This is a genomic window from Chryseobacterium pennipullorum (assembly GCF_003384725.1).
Taxonomy (GTDB): Bacteria; Bacteroidota; Bacteroidia; order Flavobacteriales; family Weeksellaceae; genus Chryseobacterium; species Chryseobacterium pennipullorum.
The window spans coordinates 119,077-135,564 of sequence record NZ_QNVV01000013.1 but is presented as its reverse complement, the minus strand read 5'-3'; the positions used below and the strand labels follow the sequence as shown (position 1 = coordinate 135,564).

General features: G+C 38.5%; 21 protein-coding genes. 4 read left to right on the top strand and 17 right to left on the bottom strand.

Translation table 11 applies throughout. The annotated features are described in order from the left end of the window. Positions 1 to 153 precede the first annotated feature (153 nt). From DRF67_RS14715 to DRF67_RS14705, 3 genes are read right to left on the bottom strand one after another with little or no spacing between them, the layout of a single operon-like run. Positions 154 to 579, bottom strand: a complete 426-nt coding sequence (locus DRF67_RS14715; protein WP_115929051.1) for an organic hydroperoxide resistance protein — start codon at positions 577 to 579, stop codon at positions 154 to 156. Next, complete coding sequence (locus DRF67_RS14710) at positions 580 to 1,014, bottom strand: MarR family winged helix-turn-helix transcriptional regulator (protein WP_115929050.1); 435 nt, start codon at positions 1,012 to 1,014, stop codon at positions 580 to 582. A 31-nt stretch (positions 1,015 to 1,045) separates the two neighbouring features. After that, on the bottom strand, positions 1,046 to 1,678 hold the full coding sequence (locus DRF67_RS14705; protein WP_115929049.1) for an NAD(P)H-dependent oxidoreductase: 633 nt from the start codon (positions 1,676 to 1,678) through the stop codon (positions 1,046 to 1,048). A 265-nt stretch (positions 1,679 to 1,943) separates the two neighbouring features. Between DRF67_RS14705 and DRF67_RS14700 the strand changes: the two genes are divergently transcribed. Next, a complete protein-coding gene (locus DRF67_RS14700) occupies positions 1,944 to 2,696 on the top strand; it encodes an SDR family oxidoreductase (RefSeq protein WP_115929048.1) in 753 nt (250 codons plus the stop codon). A gap of 10 nt (positions 2,697 to 2,706) precedes the next feature. On the opposite strand, the gene DRF67_RS14695 is transcribed toward DRF67_RS14700, so the two are convergent. The 14 genes from DRF67_RS14695 to DRF67_RS14630 all read right to left on the bottom strand — a co-directional run bounded on the left by DRF67_RS14695 (position 2,707) and on the right by DRF67_RS14630 (position 14,656). Next, the gene (locus tag DRF67_RS14695; RefSeq protein ID WP_123912757.1) at positions 2,707 to 3,018 is read right to left on the bottom strand and encodes a hypothetical protein; all 312 of its coding nucleotides are present in this window, start codon (positions 3,016 to 3,018) and stop codon (positions 2,707 to 2,709) included. 74 nt (positions 3,019 to 3,092) lie between these two features. After that, a complete protein-coding gene (locus DRF67_RS14690) occupies positions 3,093 to 4,049 on the bottom strand; it encodes a protein-glutamine glutaminase (protein WP_123912756.1) in 957 nt (318 codons plus the stop codon). 490 nt (positions 4,050 to 4,539) lie between these two features. Next, entirely contained in the window at positions 4,540 to 5,268 is a 729-nt protein-coding gene (lipB, locus tag DRF67_RS14685) for a lipoyl(octanoyl) transferase LipB (protein ID WP_115929045.1), read from the bottom strand. A 31-nt stretch (positions 5,269 to 5,299) separates the two neighbouring features. Next, the gene (gene trpA, locus DRF67_RS14680) at positions 5,300 to 6,046 is read right to left on the bottom strand and encodes a tryptophan synthase subunit alpha (RefSeq protein ID WP_228435816.1); all 747 of its coding nucleotides are present in this window, start codon (positions 6,044 to 6,046) and stop codon (positions 5,300 to 5,302) included. Between the two features lie 77 nt (positions 6,047 to 6,123). Beyond that, positions 6,124 to 7,302 (bottom strand): tryptophan synthase subunit beta, encoded by a 1,179-nt coding sequence (gene trpB / locus DRF67_RS14675; RefSeq protein WP_115929043.1) that lies wholly within the window; start codon positions 7,300 to 7,302, stop codon positions 6,124 to 6,126. A gap of 3 nt (positions 7,303 to 7,305) precedes the next feature. Continuing rightward, positions 7,306 to 7,851 (bottom strand): GNAT family N-acetyltransferase, encoded by a 546-nt coding sequence (locus tag DRF67_RS14670; RefSeq protein ID WP_115929042.1) that lies wholly within the window; start codon positions 7,849 to 7,851, stop codon positions 7,306 to 7,308. After that, a complete protein-coding gene (locus tag DRF67_RS14665) occupies positions 7,848 to 8,360 on the bottom strand; it encodes a hypothetical protein (RefSeq protein ID WP_165851805.1) in 513 nt (170 codons plus the stop codon). Before DRF67_RS14665 ends, DRF67_RS14670 begins: the two co-directional genes overlap by 4 nt. Before the next feature lie 15 nt (positions 8,361 to 8,375). Further along, positions 8,376 to 9,065 carry a phosphoribosylanthranilate isomerase gene (locus tag DRF67_RS14660; RefSeq protein WP_115929040.1) on the bottom strand — a complete coding sequence of 230 codons (690 nt, stop codon included), beginning with the start codon at positions 9,063 to 9,065 and terminating at the stop codon, positions 8,376 to 8,378. Positions 9,066 to 9,085: 20 nt separating this feature from the next. After that, a complete protein-coding gene (gene trpC, locus DRF67_RS14655) occupies positions 9,086 to 9,859 on the bottom strand; it encodes an indole-3-glycerol phosphate synthase TrpC (protein WP_115929039.1) in 774 nt (257 codons plus the stop codon). A gap of 194 nt (positions 9,860 to 10,053) precedes the next feature. Then, complete coding sequence (trpD, locus tag DRF67_RS14650) at positions 10,054 to 11,040, bottom strand: anthranilate phosphoribosyltransferase (RefSeq protein WP_115929060.1); 987 nt, start codon at positions 11,038 to 11,040, stop codon at positions 10,054 to 10,056. A 41-nt stretch (positions 11,041 to 11,081) separates the two neighbouring features. Continuing rightward, positions 11,082 to 11,687 carry an anthranilate synthase component II gene (locus tag DRF67_RS14645; protein WP_115929038.1) on the bottom strand — a complete coding sequence of 202 codons (606 nt, stop codon included), beginning with the start codon at positions 11,685 to 11,687 and terminating at the stop codon, positions 11,082 to 11,084. A gap of 50 nt (positions 11,688 to 11,737) precedes the next feature. After that, entirely contained in the window at positions 11,738 to 13,162 is a 1,425-nt protein-coding gene (locus tag DRF67_RS14640) for an anthranilate synthase component I family protein (protein ID WP_115929037.1), read from the bottom strand. 246 nt (positions 13,163 to 13,408) lie between these two features. After that, the gene (locus DRF67_RS14635; RefSeq protein ID WP_115929036.1) at positions 13,409 to 14,053 is read right to left on the bottom strand and encodes a hypothetical protein; all 645 of its coding nucleotides are present in this window, start codon (positions 14,051 to 14,053) and stop codon (positions 13,409 to 13,411) included. Between the two features lie 147 nt (positions 14,054 to 14,200). After that, positions 14,201 to 14,656: a cupin domain-containing protein gene (locus DRF67_RS14630; protein WP_115929035.1), complete on the bottom strand. Its 456-nt coding sequence runs from the start codon at positions 14,654 to 14,656 to the stop codon at positions 14,201 to 14,203. 189 nt (positions 14,657 to 14,845) lie between these two features. On the opposite strand from DRF67_RS14630, the gene DRF67_RS14625 reads away from it, so the two are divergent. Genes DRF67_RS14625 through rlmF form a run of 3 tightly spaced genes read left to right on the top strand, consistent with a single transcriptional unit; the run spans position 14,846 to position 16,377 of the window. Next, on the top strand, positions 14,846 to 15,073 hold the full coding sequence (locus DRF67_RS14625; RefSeq protein WP_115929034.1) for a hypothetical protein: 228 nt from the start codon (positions 14,846 to 14,848) through the stop codon (positions 15,071 to 15,073). Then, the gene (locus DRF67_RS14620) at positions 15,073 to 15,444 is read left to right on the top strand and encodes a c-type cytochrome (protein ID WP_115929033.1); all 372 of its coding nucleotides are present in this window, start codon (positions 15,073 to 15,075) and stop codon (positions 15,442 to 15,444) included. The genes DRF67_RS14625 and DRF67_RS14620 overlap by 1 nt, the downstream gene beginning before the upstream one ends. Positions 15,445 to 15,447: 3 nt before the next feature. Further along, entirely contained in the window at positions 15,448 to 16,377 is a 930-nt protein-coding gene (gene rlmF / locus DRF67_RS14615) for a 23S rRNA (adenine(1618)-N(6))-methyltransferase RlmF (protein WP_115929032.1), read from the top strand. Positions 16,378 to 16,488: the final 111 nt, after the last annotated feature.

Here is a 16,488-nt window from a genome sequence, read left to right as displayed (position 1 = left end):
TATTGTACTCAACCAATTTATGCTTATTTTTGAAAAAAGGCTCAGATTATAAAATCTAAGCCCTAACTTTTTAACTTACACACTTTACGGGATAGTGTCTGTTTTTATTAAAAAACAGCTCCTTTCGTTATAACTATGCTTAAAAAAATTGGATTAATCGTTGTTGGTGACTGAAAGTTTTACCTCCATATTATTCCTTGTCGCATTAGAATAAGGACAGATCTGATGTGCTTTCTCCGTTAAAGTCTGTGCCTCTTCCATAGAGACACCGGGAATATTTACATCCAGCTCTGCAGACAGTCCGAAACCGCCATTCTCAAGTTGCCCTATGCTCACCTGTGCCGTTACTTTCGTTTCACCTGTTGTTACTTTAGAAAGACTGATCACCCTGTTCAAAGCACTGTCGAAGCATGCAGAATATCCAGCAGCGAAAAGCATTTCAGGATTGGCAAAGTCATCACTGGCACCGCCTAATCCTTTCGGCATTCTTACGTCAAGATCCAAAACTCCGTTTTCACTTTTTACATGTCCGTTTCTGCCTCCTGTAGCAGTGACCTGTGTGGTATATAATGTTTTCATTTATTTTTCTATTTTATTTAATATTTTTAGTACGGTGTCCTTCAGGTGAAGCAGTTCTTCCGGTTGTATTCCCAGTCTTTCCTGGATTCTTCCGGGAATTTCACATGCCCTTTTCTGAAGTTGCTTTCCGGCCTCATCTAAAAATACTTCAACCACTCTTTCGTCCTCTTTTTTTCTTTTTCTGATAATAAATCCTTTAGACTCCAGCCTTTTAAGAAGAGGGGTTAAAGTACCGCTGTCGAGAAAAAGTTTTTCTCCAATGTGGGTTACCGTAAGTCCGTCTCCGTCCCATAATATCATCATCACAAGGTACTGCGGATACGTAATACCCAGCTCATCAAGAAAAGGACGGTAGAGCCCTGTGATTTCTTTGGCGATGACATAGAGCGGGAAGCAGATCTGATTTTCTAATTTGGGTGTATTCGGATTTTCCATAAGTTTGAGTACGAAAGATTCGATGAAGGTATTACTTTTTTATGATAAATTCATCCATTGGAATGCGGACTTTTTTCATAGAAGACAACCAGTCGTTGGCTTCGTCACGGTACCCAAGATAAAGAAGACTTACACTTTTCAGTCCCAGTTCTCGTAATCCCAGTACCTCATCCACCACCTCATTGCTGAATCCTTCTGCCGGGGTAGTGTCTATCTTAAGCTCGGCAGCCTGTGCAAGAGCAATCCCTAATGCAATATAGGTCTGGCGGGCCGTATGTGCAAAATGCTCTTCAGCAGACTGTGCACCATACATTTCTTTGATTTTATCTGTGTAGCTTCCGAAACGGCCTCTTGGAAGATCTCTTACGTCAGTATGATAATCGTAAACCTGGTCAATTTTTTCATTAGAATAGCTGTCCCATGCAGCAAAGACCAAAACATGAGAAGAATCTCTCATCACTTCAGGATTTAAGGCACCTGCTACCATTCTCTCCTTCAGCTCCTGGTTTTCTACCACAATGATACGGAAAGGTTGTAATCCGGATGAAGTAGGAGCCAGTCTTGCTGATTCTAAGATGGTGTTAAGATCTTCCTGTGAAACTTTTTTGGTCGGATCATATGCTTTTACAGCATGTCTCCAGTTTAGATTTTCTATTAATGACATTTTGTATTGTTTTTAAATTAAACTACTTATAGTATCAACCTCTTTTCTTATGTGAAGTAAAATAATAGTGCAAATATATGCCCAATTTAATTGTGTGCAATTTAATTTTGAAAGATTTTATTGATGGCAATTATTGATAAAGCCGAAAAGATGGATACTAACCGGCATATGCTCCGTTTTGTTATTCTGTTTTTCCCGCATGATTCGGATTTTTTAGGACGGTTTCTATTCCAATCTTTGCTGTAGAATTTTAATACTAAAAACAATGCAGAGATTTAAAAACAAAATTGCCCTCATTACAGGAGGGACTAACGGAATGGGTTTCGCTACCGCCCAAAAATTCATTGATGAAGGAGGAACAGTTATTATCACTGGAAGAAGTAAAAAAACGGTGAATATTGCCCTGGAAAAACTTGGCAAAAAATCTTTTGGAATAGTATCCGATACCGGAAGTATGGGAGATCTCATAAACTTACAGAACGAAGTTCAGCAGTATACCCAACAGGTAGATGTTCTTTTTGCAAATGCGGGTTACGGAAGATTTTCGCCCATTGAATCTGTTAATGAAGACCTGTTTGATGAGCTTTTTAACGTGTTGGTGAAAGGACCCTTCTTTACGGTCCAGCAAATTTTACCGTTAATGAAGGAGGGAGGTTCTGTTATTTTTAATACTTCAGTAGCAACAGATATTGCCATGCCGAATTTCTCTGTATATTCCGCAGCAAAATCTGCAGTACAGTCTTTTATCAAAACATTTGCAACTGAACTTACGGAGCGTGGGATCCGAGTGAATGGAGTAAGCCCGGGACATATAAAAACCAATATTTTTAGCAATACAGGGTTGACGGCGGAACAGATTGATGCGGCCATTGATGATCTTATTCCTACCATACCGTTCAAAAGACAGGGCGAACCTGCAGAGATTGCCAATGTGGTTCTGTTTCTTGCTTCCGATGAGGCTTCATACATTCATGGTGCAGAAGTAAAAGTGGATGCAGGAATTTCGGTTATCAGGTAAACAATTTGGACTATTTTATATCATTCACCTGTCTGATGATGTTGGTATTGTTTTCAATACCAATGTTATAGGCTTTTCCATTTTTGAAGCTCTCGGTAGTCTTCTGCATCAAAGCCTTATATTCTGGTGATTTTTTCGAGAGATAGAAAACCTGCTGGCTGATGCCAATAGAAATACGTACAAACTCTTCAGGTTTGTCAGGGTCATCAGCAATATTGGAAATGGTCGCATTATTATACCAGGTAAGGTTCTGTGCACTTGAACCATTGGAGCAGGAGGTCATCATAAAAATAAGCATTAAAATAAAATTCCAGATTTTCATAAAAGAAGTATTACCGTTAAAAAAATGCTCCTGCAATATAAGTATAATAACATGCAGGAGCTATTAAAAATGAGTTAGAATCCGCAATGGCCTACACTAGGTGCAGGTGATGGAGAACATCCTGAAAGGGATGAAAATGTAGTAAGTACACAATTGGTGTTCACATAGTTGTTGTCATACATCAGTGAGCCGGCAGGGCTTCTGTAGTATACATTCCCTGCTGTATTGGCAAAAGATGAAACAGAAGTTGAGCCGCAGGTAGAATTGGTGCATGCGCTTCTCCAGGCTGTATCCGTTACCGGGCCGCTTGAGAATAAAGATGGATCAATGATTCTTTTTTCAACGACTCCTGAAGCATTTTTAAAACTAACCAGGATGGCAACGTGATATACCCATGATACACAGCACGTCCCTGTAGAAGCTCTGAGATTGCCATATACAAACTGCTTTTCACAGTCATATCCAGCATTTATCAATATTTGTCTCATTTTATGAGCTCTGGCGTAGCAGCCGTCTACCGGATATCTGAATGTAATGCATGGCGAAGAAGCTGTTGATGTTCCGCAGGCCTGGTTTTTAATCTGTGTAAAAAGGCTGTTTAGCGTAGCCAGATTAGGAATAACACTGGTGAGTTTTTTACTTTCGCCTTTTACTTCCTTTGTAAGAACAGATCTGAAATAACGGACATCTTCTTCTGAAGCTTTCTCCACTTTTGCAATTTCATTCGTATTCCCTTTGACGAAAACGTGAATAGGAGATTCATCTTTTACCGCCTGTTGGATCATAGAAATATAGGCTTCGTTTTCTTTACTGGCCTTGATTTCAAAAGGCTGAGCGGTAATAATGAATGAAACTTTATAGTTTCCATTTTCCTTTTCTATCCCTACCGGAACAGTTTTTCCAAAGTCTTTCGTGACAAATTCAGCAGATTCCTTGGTGCTAAGATTTTCCTGATTCACTCCGGAGTCGGAGCAGGAATTGAATGACAGTACCGATGCGAATACCATCATGGATAACAGAAATTTTTTCATAATTCTCATAATTTTGGTGGTTAGTAATGTTTTTAAGTGAATATTTATTGACTGTAAAATAGTTCACTTTAAAGTGATATTAAAATTATGAAAAAATAGAATATCTGCAAGTTTTTTTTAATAAAAATAATTATTTGATCATTTTTTTTCATTAATTACCTTGATATTGAGGAAAAATTAATGATTCCTATGCCGGTAAAAACACAGGATATTGAAATTAATTGGTTCTACTATTCAATAGGAACGGACTTTAGTCCGTTCACATATAATTTTTTATTTGAATCAGCTTAAAAGGTTTCTAAACGTCAGGTCAGCTGGTAACGTCGATTTTTCATACCTGAACCTCTATAGCTGGATCTTTACCATTTTTCCCTAAGTCTATAATATAGCAGATTGATCCAATGCTTTTGTTGTCTGTACTATGGTTATTAAATAAAAAATTCCCTACGCATCCGGAAAGGATCCATAGGGAATATATATATTGTTTAAGCTATCTGTAGATCAGCTCAGCTTCAAAAACATCTGCAAAGTGTTTTCTGATACTGGCTTTTACCATTTCCATTTCTTCTGGTGTCAGTTCCCGTTCAAGTTCTCTTTTTAATGAAGTTACCTGTTTATCCTTGATACCGCATGGAATGATGTATTCAAAATAGCGCATATCCGTATTGACATTCAAGGCAAAACCGTGCAGGGTAACCCATCGGGAAGCCTTAACACCCATGGCACATATTTTTCTGGCATAAGGCTTTCCCACATCCAGCCATACGCCTGTTTCTCCCGGAGATCTTTCGCCTTTCAGTCCAAATTCACCAATGGTTCTGATAATGACTTCTTCCAGGTTTCTCATATACAGATGAATGTCCGTAAAAAAGTTTTCAAGATCCAGAATAGGGTAGCCTACCACCTGTCCGTATCCGTGATAGGTAATATCACCACCACGATTCACTTTCACAAAGGTGGCATCAATTTCTTTCAGCTGGTCCATACCCGCCAGCATATTCTCTTCATGCCCGCTTTTGCCCAACGTATATACGTGAGGATGCTCCACTAAAAGTAAATGATTGGAAGTTGTAGTATGCTGTTCTGCAGGAAGATCTCTGTTTTTGATTTTAGTATCAATAATCGTTTTCATCAGTTGTTCCTGATAATCCCAGGCAGGCTGATATTCTTTGATCCCTAAATCTTCAAATTCTACCGATTTATTTTGATTTGTATTCATTTCAATTTTTGATATACAAATTTAGTGAATTTTACGCTTTTATAGAATGGATAAAATCTATGGCACTGTTCTTCCAGTCTTTATCCTGTAATAAAATATTGACAAAAGCAGTTCCTATAATACCACCATCCGCTTTTTCCGTGACGTTTTCAAAATCACTTTTTGATTTGATTCCAAAACCAATCATCACTGGATTTTTCAGAGGGAGGGACGCTACCCTGGAAAGGTAGTTCTCGTTCTTTACCACAGCATTTTCATTTCCGGTAGTAGACGAGGAGCTTACCGCATAGAGAAAACCGGAGCTCAAAGAGTCCAGATAGACCATCCGTTCATCCGAAGTCTCAGGAGTAACGAGAAATGTAAAATTGAGACCATATTTTTCTAAAATATGCTGATAGTTTTTCTCGAACTCAATCGGTGGCAGATCTGGCAGTATCAGTCCTGAAACACCGCTCTCCGAACATGCCGCACAGAATTTTTCAAATCCGAAGCTTAGTACAGGATTAATGTATCCCATCAGGATTATAGGAATTCTGATTTCGTTTTTAATGGCCTTCAGTTGAGACAGCAGCTTTTCGATTGACATCCCGTTTTGTAAAGCTAGTTCATGTGCCTTTTGTATGACCGGTCCGTCTGCAACAGGATCAGAATAGGGCATTCCTATTTCAATCATGTCTGCTCCTGAATCCTGAATCAGCCTGATTATATCCGCAGTATCTTCCAATTGTGGAATTCCGGCAGTGAAGTATATATTTAGTTTTTTCATTTCTTTCTTTATTGTATTAAAGTATAATGTACAAAGTATAATGTAATGAATGTTAGATGAAATACATTGTACATTTTACATCCGACATTTTACAAATTTTTCAAATACGTTTCCATATCCTTATCTCCACGGCCGCTCAGGCAAATAACCACAACATCATTTTCATTAAATGTTTTCTTATCCAAAACCGCCAGCGCATGAGAACTTTCCAATGCAGGAATAATCCCTTCAAGTTTGGTCAGTTCAAAGGCACATTGTAAAGCCTCATGATCATTAATACTAAAGAATTCTGCTCTTTTTTCCTTAAATAAATGAGCATGGAAAGGCCCGATTCCCGGATAATCCAGACCTGCCGAAATGGAATGTGGCTCAATCACCTGACCATCCCCGGTCTGCATCACCAGACTTTTGCTTCCGTGAAGTACACCCAGCGTTCCCAAAAAGGTAGTCGCTGCAGATTTTCCTGAATCTATTCCCAATCCTCCGGCTTCAGCAGCGATAATTTTTACATCTTTTTCTTCTACAAAGTGGTAAAAAGTTCCTGCAGCATTACTTCCGCCACCTACACACGCAATAACATAATCAGGATTTTCTCTTCCGATTTTTTCTTTAAGCTGTTCTTTGATTTCTTTTGAAATAATACTTTGAAATCTGGCTACGAGATCCGGAAAAGGATGAGGTCCAACCACGCTGCCAATAACATAATGGGTGGTTAAAGGATTGTTGATCCAGTCCCTTAGTGCTTCGTTTACAGCGTCTTTAAGTGTTTTTGAACCCGAAGTAGCTGCCACAACCTCTGCACCCAGCATTTTCATTCTTGCTACATTAGGGGCCTGTCTCTGAATATCGATTTCTCCCATATAAACGATGCATTCCAATCCCAGCAAAGCGCACGCTGTAGCGGTGGCAACACCATGTTGTCCTGCGCCCGTTTCAGCAATGATTCTTGTTTTTCCAAGACGTTTTGCCAGGAGTACCTGCCCCAGCGCATTGTTGATCTTATGGGCTCCGGTATGGTTGAGATCTTCCCGCTTTAAATAAATTTGAGTTTTGTATTTATTGCTTAGATTTTTCGCAAAATATAAGGGTGTAGCCCGTCCTACATAGTTTTTAAGCAAATCCTGATACTCCGTCTGAAAATCCACAGACTCTATGATTTCAAGATAGTTTTTTTGCAGTTCTTCTACATTCGGATACAGCATTTCCGGGACGAAAGCGCCTCCAAAATCTCCATAATATCCGTTTTCGTCAGGGTTTTTATAATTCATTTTTTATTCTTTAGTAATTAAATAAGCGTTGTTTTGTGCGTTTAGCTGATTGAGCAGTTCTTTTCTTTCCTTCGAGGTATGAAAAATCAAAATATCATCATCATCGGAACTTACCCATTCGGAACCTGCTCTTTCCTTGATAGCACCACCTTTATCATAGAGAATTTCGATATTGCATTTCTCATAAAAGGGGCGTACATCAGAATGGCAAAATCCAATGGCTTCCAGATTTCGTTGTGTAACATTTTCTTTAAAATGTTTCATCAGTTCAGCTCCGTATCCTTTTCTCTGGTGGGAGGCGATAAGCCCTACTATTTCTGCAAAAGAATAGTGTTCACCGGAAATCTGAAGGGTGAAATCAAAATTGATACGGATAACAGCCAGAATACTCTCACGGGCGTCCAGCAGAAAATGAAATTCCGAATCTTTAAAGAACATTCTGAAATAGGTAGATTTCATGGTATTCCATTCAGATACGTCCCAAAGCTGTAAGATATGTTCGATCTCAGCTTCCGTTAATTCCTGTACTTCTTTGATCTGATATTTCATGGATTCAAACTTTTAATAAAGGTAAGATGATAATCGTATTGTTGTTTGGTGATCAGTTTCCTATAATGCAACAATTCAATTTTATGTGTTAGGTCGATCAATGTCGCCTTATCTATTTTTGAATGGTACATGGTAATGGCAATTTCAAGATTATCAATTAAATAATAAGGGTCCGCATCTTCATACAGCAGGAAGACTTTGGCGTAAATGAGCCCCAGATCATAACTGACACTTGCTCTGACATGGGAATCTAAAAACTTATCTGATATAATCACAAGATAATAGCTGTTCCACAGGCTGATCCTTTCAAAAAAGTAAGTGATGTCACTTTCTTCAAATCCTTTGATAATACGGATGAATTCTGCCAGTAATCCATCTGCTTCCCATCGTTCTACAGGACCATCATTCTGGGATATAAAATGATATAAAGACTGGATCTTTTCATTCCCGAATTTAGGTGGAAATAAGGTTTTATAAAATGTTTTTTTTAATAAGTGAATATTCATCATCGGTGTTTTATTCTGTTATCTATCCTTAAGATACTGAGCTTTGAATTTTTTTATTCTGCTGGTATCTTTATTTCCCGGCGCTATTTCAAATTTAGAATTAATATCCAAAGCAAAAGGCTGCTGGTACAAAACATCTATATTGCCGATATTTTCTTCTGAAATTCCACCGCTCAAAAAATAGGGAAGTGGAATAGTAAGGTCATTCAATAAAGACCAGTCAAACTGTTTTCCCGTTCCTCCGAATGCTTTTCCATCTGTATCGAAAAGGTAATAGGAGATAGGTTGTAGACTGGAGGTTGCGGGTTGCTGGTTAAAAGTTTGCAGTATTTTATTTTTGGTTTCTGAATCATTTTCTCCTATCCTTATCACTTTAATGATTTTAACTTCCGGATCCAGTTTTTGTCTTAATTCACCAATGAAACGATCATTTTCGTCGCCATGAAGCTGAACAAAATGTAATCCTGCTTTTTGAACAATTTTGAGAATGGTGTCCGCGTCTTCATTCACAAAAACACCTGTTTTCCCATGGTGATGAATAGTAGAGATCTCTTCCAGGCTCAGATGATTCAAAACATATCTTGGTGATTTTTCATAGAAAATAAAGCCAAGGAAATCTACATTCATCGCCATCAGCTCTTGAATCTGGTTGAATTGAGTTAAACCACATACTTTGAGTTTAGGAATGTTGGAAGGCTGCTGGTTCATGATCAGAGATGGTTTGTATATTAAATTTGTACAGTAAAATTTTCAAAAGCTTTGGCCGGATTTTCATTTTTCATGAAATATTCTCCCATCAGGAAACCGTCAAATCCTTTTTCTTTCAGATAATTAAAATCGTCAAGATTGTAAATACCACTTTCTGCAACAGATAGAATATGGGCTGGAAGAAGGTTTTTCAGCTGAACAGAATGCCGGAGATCGACTTTAAAATCCTTTAAGTTTCTGTTATTAATACCTACCAGATCAATTTTCGGATTCAGATGTCGGAGTTCCTCTTCTGTATGAATCTCCAGCAGGACTTCCATCTTGAGCTCGTGAGCAAGATCTGTAAATTCATGAACCTGGTCGGGAGAGAGGCAGGAGGCAATTAAAAGAACAACGTCAGCCCCGATATTTCTGGCTTCATAAAACTGGTACTCATCGATCATAAAATCTTTCCGCAGAATAGGAATACCAATCTGCTCTCTTACAGCCAGAATATCGTTCAGATTTCCACCGAAAAAATCAGTGTCGGTAAGGATGGAAATGCCGCTGGCTCCAAATTGTTCATAGGCAGAAACTACCTCCAATGGCTGTACTTTGTCATTGATAATTCCCTTGGAAGGAGATTGTCTTTTAAACTCAGCAATAATCCCGCTTCTGCTATTGATAGACTCCTTCAGGGAATATGTTTCCCTTCCAAGAAAGCCGCTTTTTTTTAAATGCCCGATAGAAATATTGGATTTTGCAACCGCTACTTCTTCTTTTTTTCTTTGAATAATGGTATCGAGTATGGTCATTGGATATGGAAATTTAATAAGATAATAAAAAAATTATAAACCATTAAGGTACATTTAAGATGATAGGATAAATTAAGTTCCATCCAGGATGGGATCATAAAGAATGGCGTTGGATAAATAGCTTTAGCGATGATCTTAACGATTCTTCATTCCTTAAAAATTCTTAATGGTTAAAAAAATAATGAACAATAAGATTAATTAATTAAAAGTTCAAAAGACTTCAACGCCTTTCCGCTATCTAAACTTTCCCGGGCTAAAAGAAGGCAGTCATCATATGTTCCGAACTTGTGCGTGTTGAAAAGTGCTACTGAAGCATTAGCTAAGACTACAGCGTTCTGCTGTTCCGTACCGTTTCCTTCCAGAATATTCATAAAGATCCTGGCTGTTTTCCGGGTAGTGCTTCCCGCTTGAATATCTCCGGCATCTACCGGATTGAAACCTAAATCTTCTGCAGAATAAATTTCTTCTCCGTTTTTAGTAATGATTTTGCTGTCATGGGTAAGGCTGATCTCATCGTAGCCGTCCAGAGCGTGGACCAAGATAAAATCACGATCCATATGTTGCAGGAGATACTGATAGATCCTGGCAATTTCAAGATTATATACTCCGATCATGGAGTATTTTGGTTTTGCAGGATTCACCAATGGCCCCAGTAAATTAAAGAATGTTCTTAAACCAAGGGATTTTCTCAGTAGTCCGACCGACTGAAGGGCAGGGTGGAAGTAAGGAGCATGTAAAAAGCAGATGTTCGATCTCCCAAGATCTTCATTCAGTTGCTCCGAATTGTTCTTGAACTCATACCCCAGCTCTTCCAGCACATTGGATGATCCTGTTGTGGTAGAAGCTCCATAATTTCCATGTTTCGTTACCTTCTGTCCGGCACCGGCCACGACAAAGCTGGCTAATGTGGATATATTAATTGTATTTTTACCATCACCGCCCGTTCCTACAATGTCAATCGCATCGCTTGCATCAATAGTCACAGGAACGGCCATCTGAAGTAAAGCTTCTCTGAAGCCCTCCATCTCTTTCAGGGTAATATTACGCATCAGGAATACGCTGATAAAGGCGGTTACCTCCGCAGCGTTGAATTTATTCTGTGCAATTTCAATCATCATGGCCTTTGCCTCAGATTTTGATAAGGTATGGTGGTTAAATAGATATTGAAGTATTTCTTTCATTTGAGGTGTTTTTATTATGGTTGCAGGGATTTCTGTGGTTTTCACGGTAAAAGAAAGTTTTTAATAATGGTTTCTCCGTCAGGTGTTAAAATGCTTTCAGGATGAAATTGTACTCCATGTACATCATAAGTTTTGTGCTGGAGCGCCATAATCATTCCGGCATCGTCTATTGCTGTAATTTCCAGTTCCTCCGGAAACCCTTCCGGATCTACCGCCCAGCTATGATACCGTCCTACTTCCAATCCGGAATTCAGATCCCTGAAAAGTTTGGTGTCTTCTTTTACCAGATCAGTTGTGGTAGCCACCCCATGGAAAATTTCAGACAGATTGATAAGGTTTCCACCAAAAGCTTCTGCAATGGCCTGCTGGCCGAGACATACTCCGAGGATACTTTTAGTAGGCGCATATTCTTTAATCAAATCCAATAAAATTCCTGCTTCTTCAGGAATCCCCGGACCCGGAGAAAGAATGATCTTATCATATTTCCCGACTTCTTCCAGTGTGATTTGGTCGTTTCTGACTACATCTACGCTCTGACCCAGAATTCTCTCAATGATCTGGACAAGATTATAAGTGAAGCTGTCGTAATTGTCAAATACAAGAACCTGAAGCGGTTGATCGGTTGCTGATGGTATATTGTTGTTCATTTTTTGTTTTTTTCTGATTGATTGTAAGGTCTTCTGTAATTCCTGATGGTCTAGCTTTCAACTAATTTTTCTGCTTTTTCAACCGCTTTTTTCAGAGCATTGAGTTTGTTATTGACTTCCTGCAGTTCGTTTTCTGGGATTGATTTGGCCACAAGACCAGCACCGGCCTGGTAATAAAGGGTATTGTTCTTACTTAGAAAAGTTCTGATCATAATGGCCTGGTTGCAGGTACCATTGAGACCGATAATACCGATGCAGCCTCCGTAGTAGCCTCTTGAATCTTTTTCATACTGATTGATAAGCTGCAAAGCCTTATGCTTGGGAGCTCCGCTTAATGTTCCCTGGGGGAATGTGGCAGAAACCATTTCCAGCGGGTTGATATCAGCCGGCACATCTGCAGTCACTTCGCTTACCATATGGATCACATGGGAAAATAACTGGATTTCTTTGAGCTTTGTAACCGTTACATTTTTTCCCATTTTTCCCAGATCATTTCTGGCCAGGTCCACCAGCATAGTGTGTTCTGCATTCTCTTTAGGATCCGCTTTTAATACCTCGATGGCCTGAAGATCAGTTCCTAGATTTCCCGTTCTCTTGGACGTTCCGGCAATAGGATGAATAATTGCTTTATTGTTTTTAATAATCAGCTGGCTTTCGGGACTTGATCCGAATAGTTTGTAATTTCCGTAATCAAAATAAAACAGGTAAGGAGATGGATTGATGTTTCGCAACGCACGGTATACGTTAAATTCGTCACCTTTAAACTTCTGCTGAAATCTTCTGCTGAGCACCAGCTGAAAAACATCACCTCTCATACAGTGCTTCTGAGCTGTTTTTACCAGGTCGATATAGTCTTCATCTGTAATGTTGGAGGTTTCCAGGCCTGTTTTTTCAAAAGGATAAACCGGAGTATTCTGGTTTTTGATGAGGTTTTCCAAAAGATGAAGTTCAGATTTTACGCCGGCAGTCAGATTTTCAATGATATGCATTTCATCATTGAAGTGATTGATGGCAATGACATACTGGTATAATCTGTATCTTAAAACAGGAATCTCCACTTCAGGACTTTGTGCTTTTAGATTAATATTTTCAAAGAATTGTACTGCCTCAAAGCTGGTGTAGCCAAAAAGACTCTGAGCAGTCTGTTCTATAGGATCCGAAGTAGCTTCACACTTGAAGACATTCCTGAAATTTTCAAAAATGTCAGTGATATTTTGTTCGTTGATCAGCTGTTTTACAGGAGCAGAAGCAGGAAGTTTGATCTCAAACTCATTAAGGTTTTTCACTTCAATTCCTGCTATAGCATTGACGGCAATAAAGGAAAAGTTATTGTCAATACTTTTAGAATCAGAGCTTTCCAGAAGAATGGTGTCCCGGAATTTATCCCTGATCTTCAGGTAAATATTCATGGGAGTATGAAGATCTCCCAACGTTTTTTTCGAAACAGTTTTTATTTTGATAGGATCAGTAAACATCTTTTTGTTTTTTGTAGGATTAAGGAATAAAAAAAGGCTTCAACGGTATCCGTCAAAGCCTATATATTGTTTGTTTTATTATTTCTGCTGTGTAATCAACAACATGACAATACCTCCAGACCCGACGAAGAGTTTGAAAGCCACCACCAAATATTGTTGTTCATTTTAAACATGGGACAAATTTAGAAATTTTTTCAATACAAAAAGTAAAAAATGTCAAAAAATAAAAAATACTCTTGAAATCCTTTATCGGAGATCCCTGAGCTCCCGTTTAAGTTCTTTAAGTTTTTGATCATAGACTTCGTCATGATATTCCCGGGTATAATTTTCAAGCGCTGAGATGTATTCTTCAATAAACTCTTTATTGGTTCTGTCCGCTTCATATTTGATCTTCGCAGAGTTCACAGGAGCCAATTTAGAATATTTTAGAACTGCCTGTCCTTCTTCAGATCGGTTATAAAGAATCACCATGTTTTTTTCGTATCCCGGAATATACTTTACCGGAAATGGAACCTCTGGTCGCGGAATCCTTATTGCATTTTCAATAGGATAAATTGCCGCTGTTGTGGTGGAAAAGAATGTCGAAACATATTTTCCGTCCTGCTTTTTGACAATAGCTTCATAATCGTGGATATACATATCATTCAATGTTGAGTTGGTCTCTACATCAGAAGTGATGATGGCTGTACTTTCTGTACCGTAGGTATTGAGGAACCATGCATTTAAGAACTGCCCGCCAAGACCATTTAGAATAGCCAATGGAATAATCGGAGCAAGAAACCATGCTTTTTTCGTCAGATAGGAAATAAGGACAAAGAATGCAAATAGCAGAATCACAGTATAAAAACCATGATGGCTGGTGAAAAACAGAATTTTTGAGATTAAAACCATGTTTTAAATATAATACTCTTTATTCAAACGCTGAGATCGAAGATGTTATTATGATCAAGTTAAAAATTATCGCAACAGCAGTTCATTCAGTAGAGTGATCTTATTAGCTGAATGAAGTGGCCTTGCGAACCCATTGTTGAAATCTATTTAATGTACGGGTTCTGAAAGAGGCAGGTCCGGTGTGCCGCTATAAAAAACGATAAGCGTAGCTCCTTTTTCTCCGGTCTTGCCCCGGTGTGCGATATTGACCATTTCAGGAACAGCCTGGCCCTGCCTGATCCATTGAGTCTTACCATCTTCTTTTCGTTCCACCTGAATTTCCCCTTTTTCAACATAGGCCGCGTTGATAACGGGGTGCTTATGCCAGTCCAAAGCTTTGTTGGGGGGTACAGAAATTTTAAGCACCGAGATTTCAGGCTGTCCGGTAGGGTAGCTGGTGTACAGCGTACCGTCCCATGATTTTGTGGTTTTTAATAAAGTTGCCGATTCTATTTTATCAGAGTATTCCGACTTCTGATCTTCAGAGGAAGAATTGTCACAGGATAACACAAGAGAGGAAAGTACAGCCAATAAAGCCGTGCGTAATAAATTTTTTTGAGTCATGGTTTAGTATCATTTTGAATGTGGAACATTTCTTATGCAAAAGTAATAACCTAATTCAAATATCCCTACTATTTGAATTAAATTTTCAAAAAATTACAGAACTGCTTTTGAAAATTATTTATCAAAGAAAACATTTGTCATAAGTTTAAAACTTTATTTTTTATATTTTTGCTTTCAAATTAGAAAAAAATGAAAAAAGTATTAGCTATCGCATTCATCGGAGGTTTATTAGTGGTTAACTGTTCGAAAAAAGTGGATCACTCATTACAGGACAGCAACACAATGCTTGAAGAGCCTGAAGCAACTACTGTTGTTGTGGATTCTTCGGCGACAACACGTAATAAGCCTGAAGCAGATGTTAATGCAGCCATGTCTGTGCCGCCAAGTGAAGCCAAAGCAGATACGCTTACTAAATAATGAAAAACATACTTTTGACAGGAGTTCTGGGTCTTCTGATTCTTTCCTGTTCTAAAAAAGAAAATACAGCAGAGGTGGCGGTTTCTTCTGAAAACGTTGTTTCAGAACCTGCGCAATCCAATCTTTCCGGTGACCAGATCATCGAAACATTAGACTGTTCGGGATGCCACGCTCTTAATGAGAGAATGATAGGACCTTCTTATCAGGAAATAGCAGACAAATATTCTCAAAAAGATATCGAGCTGCTAGCGTCCAAAATTATAGAAGGCGGCAGTGGAGTCTGGGGCGGAGTGCCTATGGCAGCCCATCCACAGGTATCTAAAGAAGATGCTAAAAAAATGGTGGAATATATTCTGAGTCAGAAGAAGTAAAATATGTCCACCGAAAAATCCAGTCTGCATACAAGAAATCTGCATCGTAATCCCTATGATTTTGATCTGCTTATTTCTTGTGTGCCAGAACTGAAACATTACGTCTTTGTGAATGTTCATGGGACAAGAACTATTAATTTCAGCATTCCTGAGGCTGTAAAATTACTCAATAAAGCATTATTATTACACTTCTACAATATTAAGGACTGGGATATTCCCGATACCAATTTGTGTCCACCTATTCCGGGACGGGCAGATTATGTTCATTATATTGCTGATCTATTGGCAGAACAGAAAGATAAAATTCCAACAGGAACTTCTGTGAAAGGACTTGATGTTGGAGTAGGAGCTAATCTTGTTTATCCTTTAATAGCCCATAAATCCTATGGCTGGAAGATGCTTGGATCAGATATCAATGAAGATTCTCTGAAAAACGCCCAGCATATTTTAGATCAAAATCCGGACCTGTCATCAGTAATTGAACTGAAGCATCAGCCAGACTCCAACTATATATTCAGGAATATAATAGGTTCTGAAGACAGGCTTACCTTTTCTATGTGTAATCCACCTTTTCATGATTCAAAAGAGTCTATGATCAAAGGAAATCTTAGAAAAACAAAAAGCTTAAATAAAGGAAAGGGGTCAAAAACATTACTGAATTTTGGCGGACAGCAGTCAGAATTATGGTGTGAAGGTGGTGAATTGACATTCATTACCAATATGATTAATGAAAGTGTTCAGTATTCATCTCAGGTTCTTTGGTTTACCTGCTTGGTTTCTAAAAAGGATAATCTATACAAACTGACTACGCTTTTGAAGAAGGTAAAAGCAGTAGAGGTAAAGATAATCGACATGGCTCAGGGACAGAAGATAAGCAGAATACTGGCATGGACCTTTATTCCTCAGGGAAAGAGGAGAGAATGGTTAGGATAAGAGAATCATCGACTTTTATTCTCATTAAAGCTAAATGTCTTTTTATAAAGGGACCTCCTACTATCTCCCGGTTTTAGATCAAAATTCCGGCTTTCTATCCCCCCAAATTCT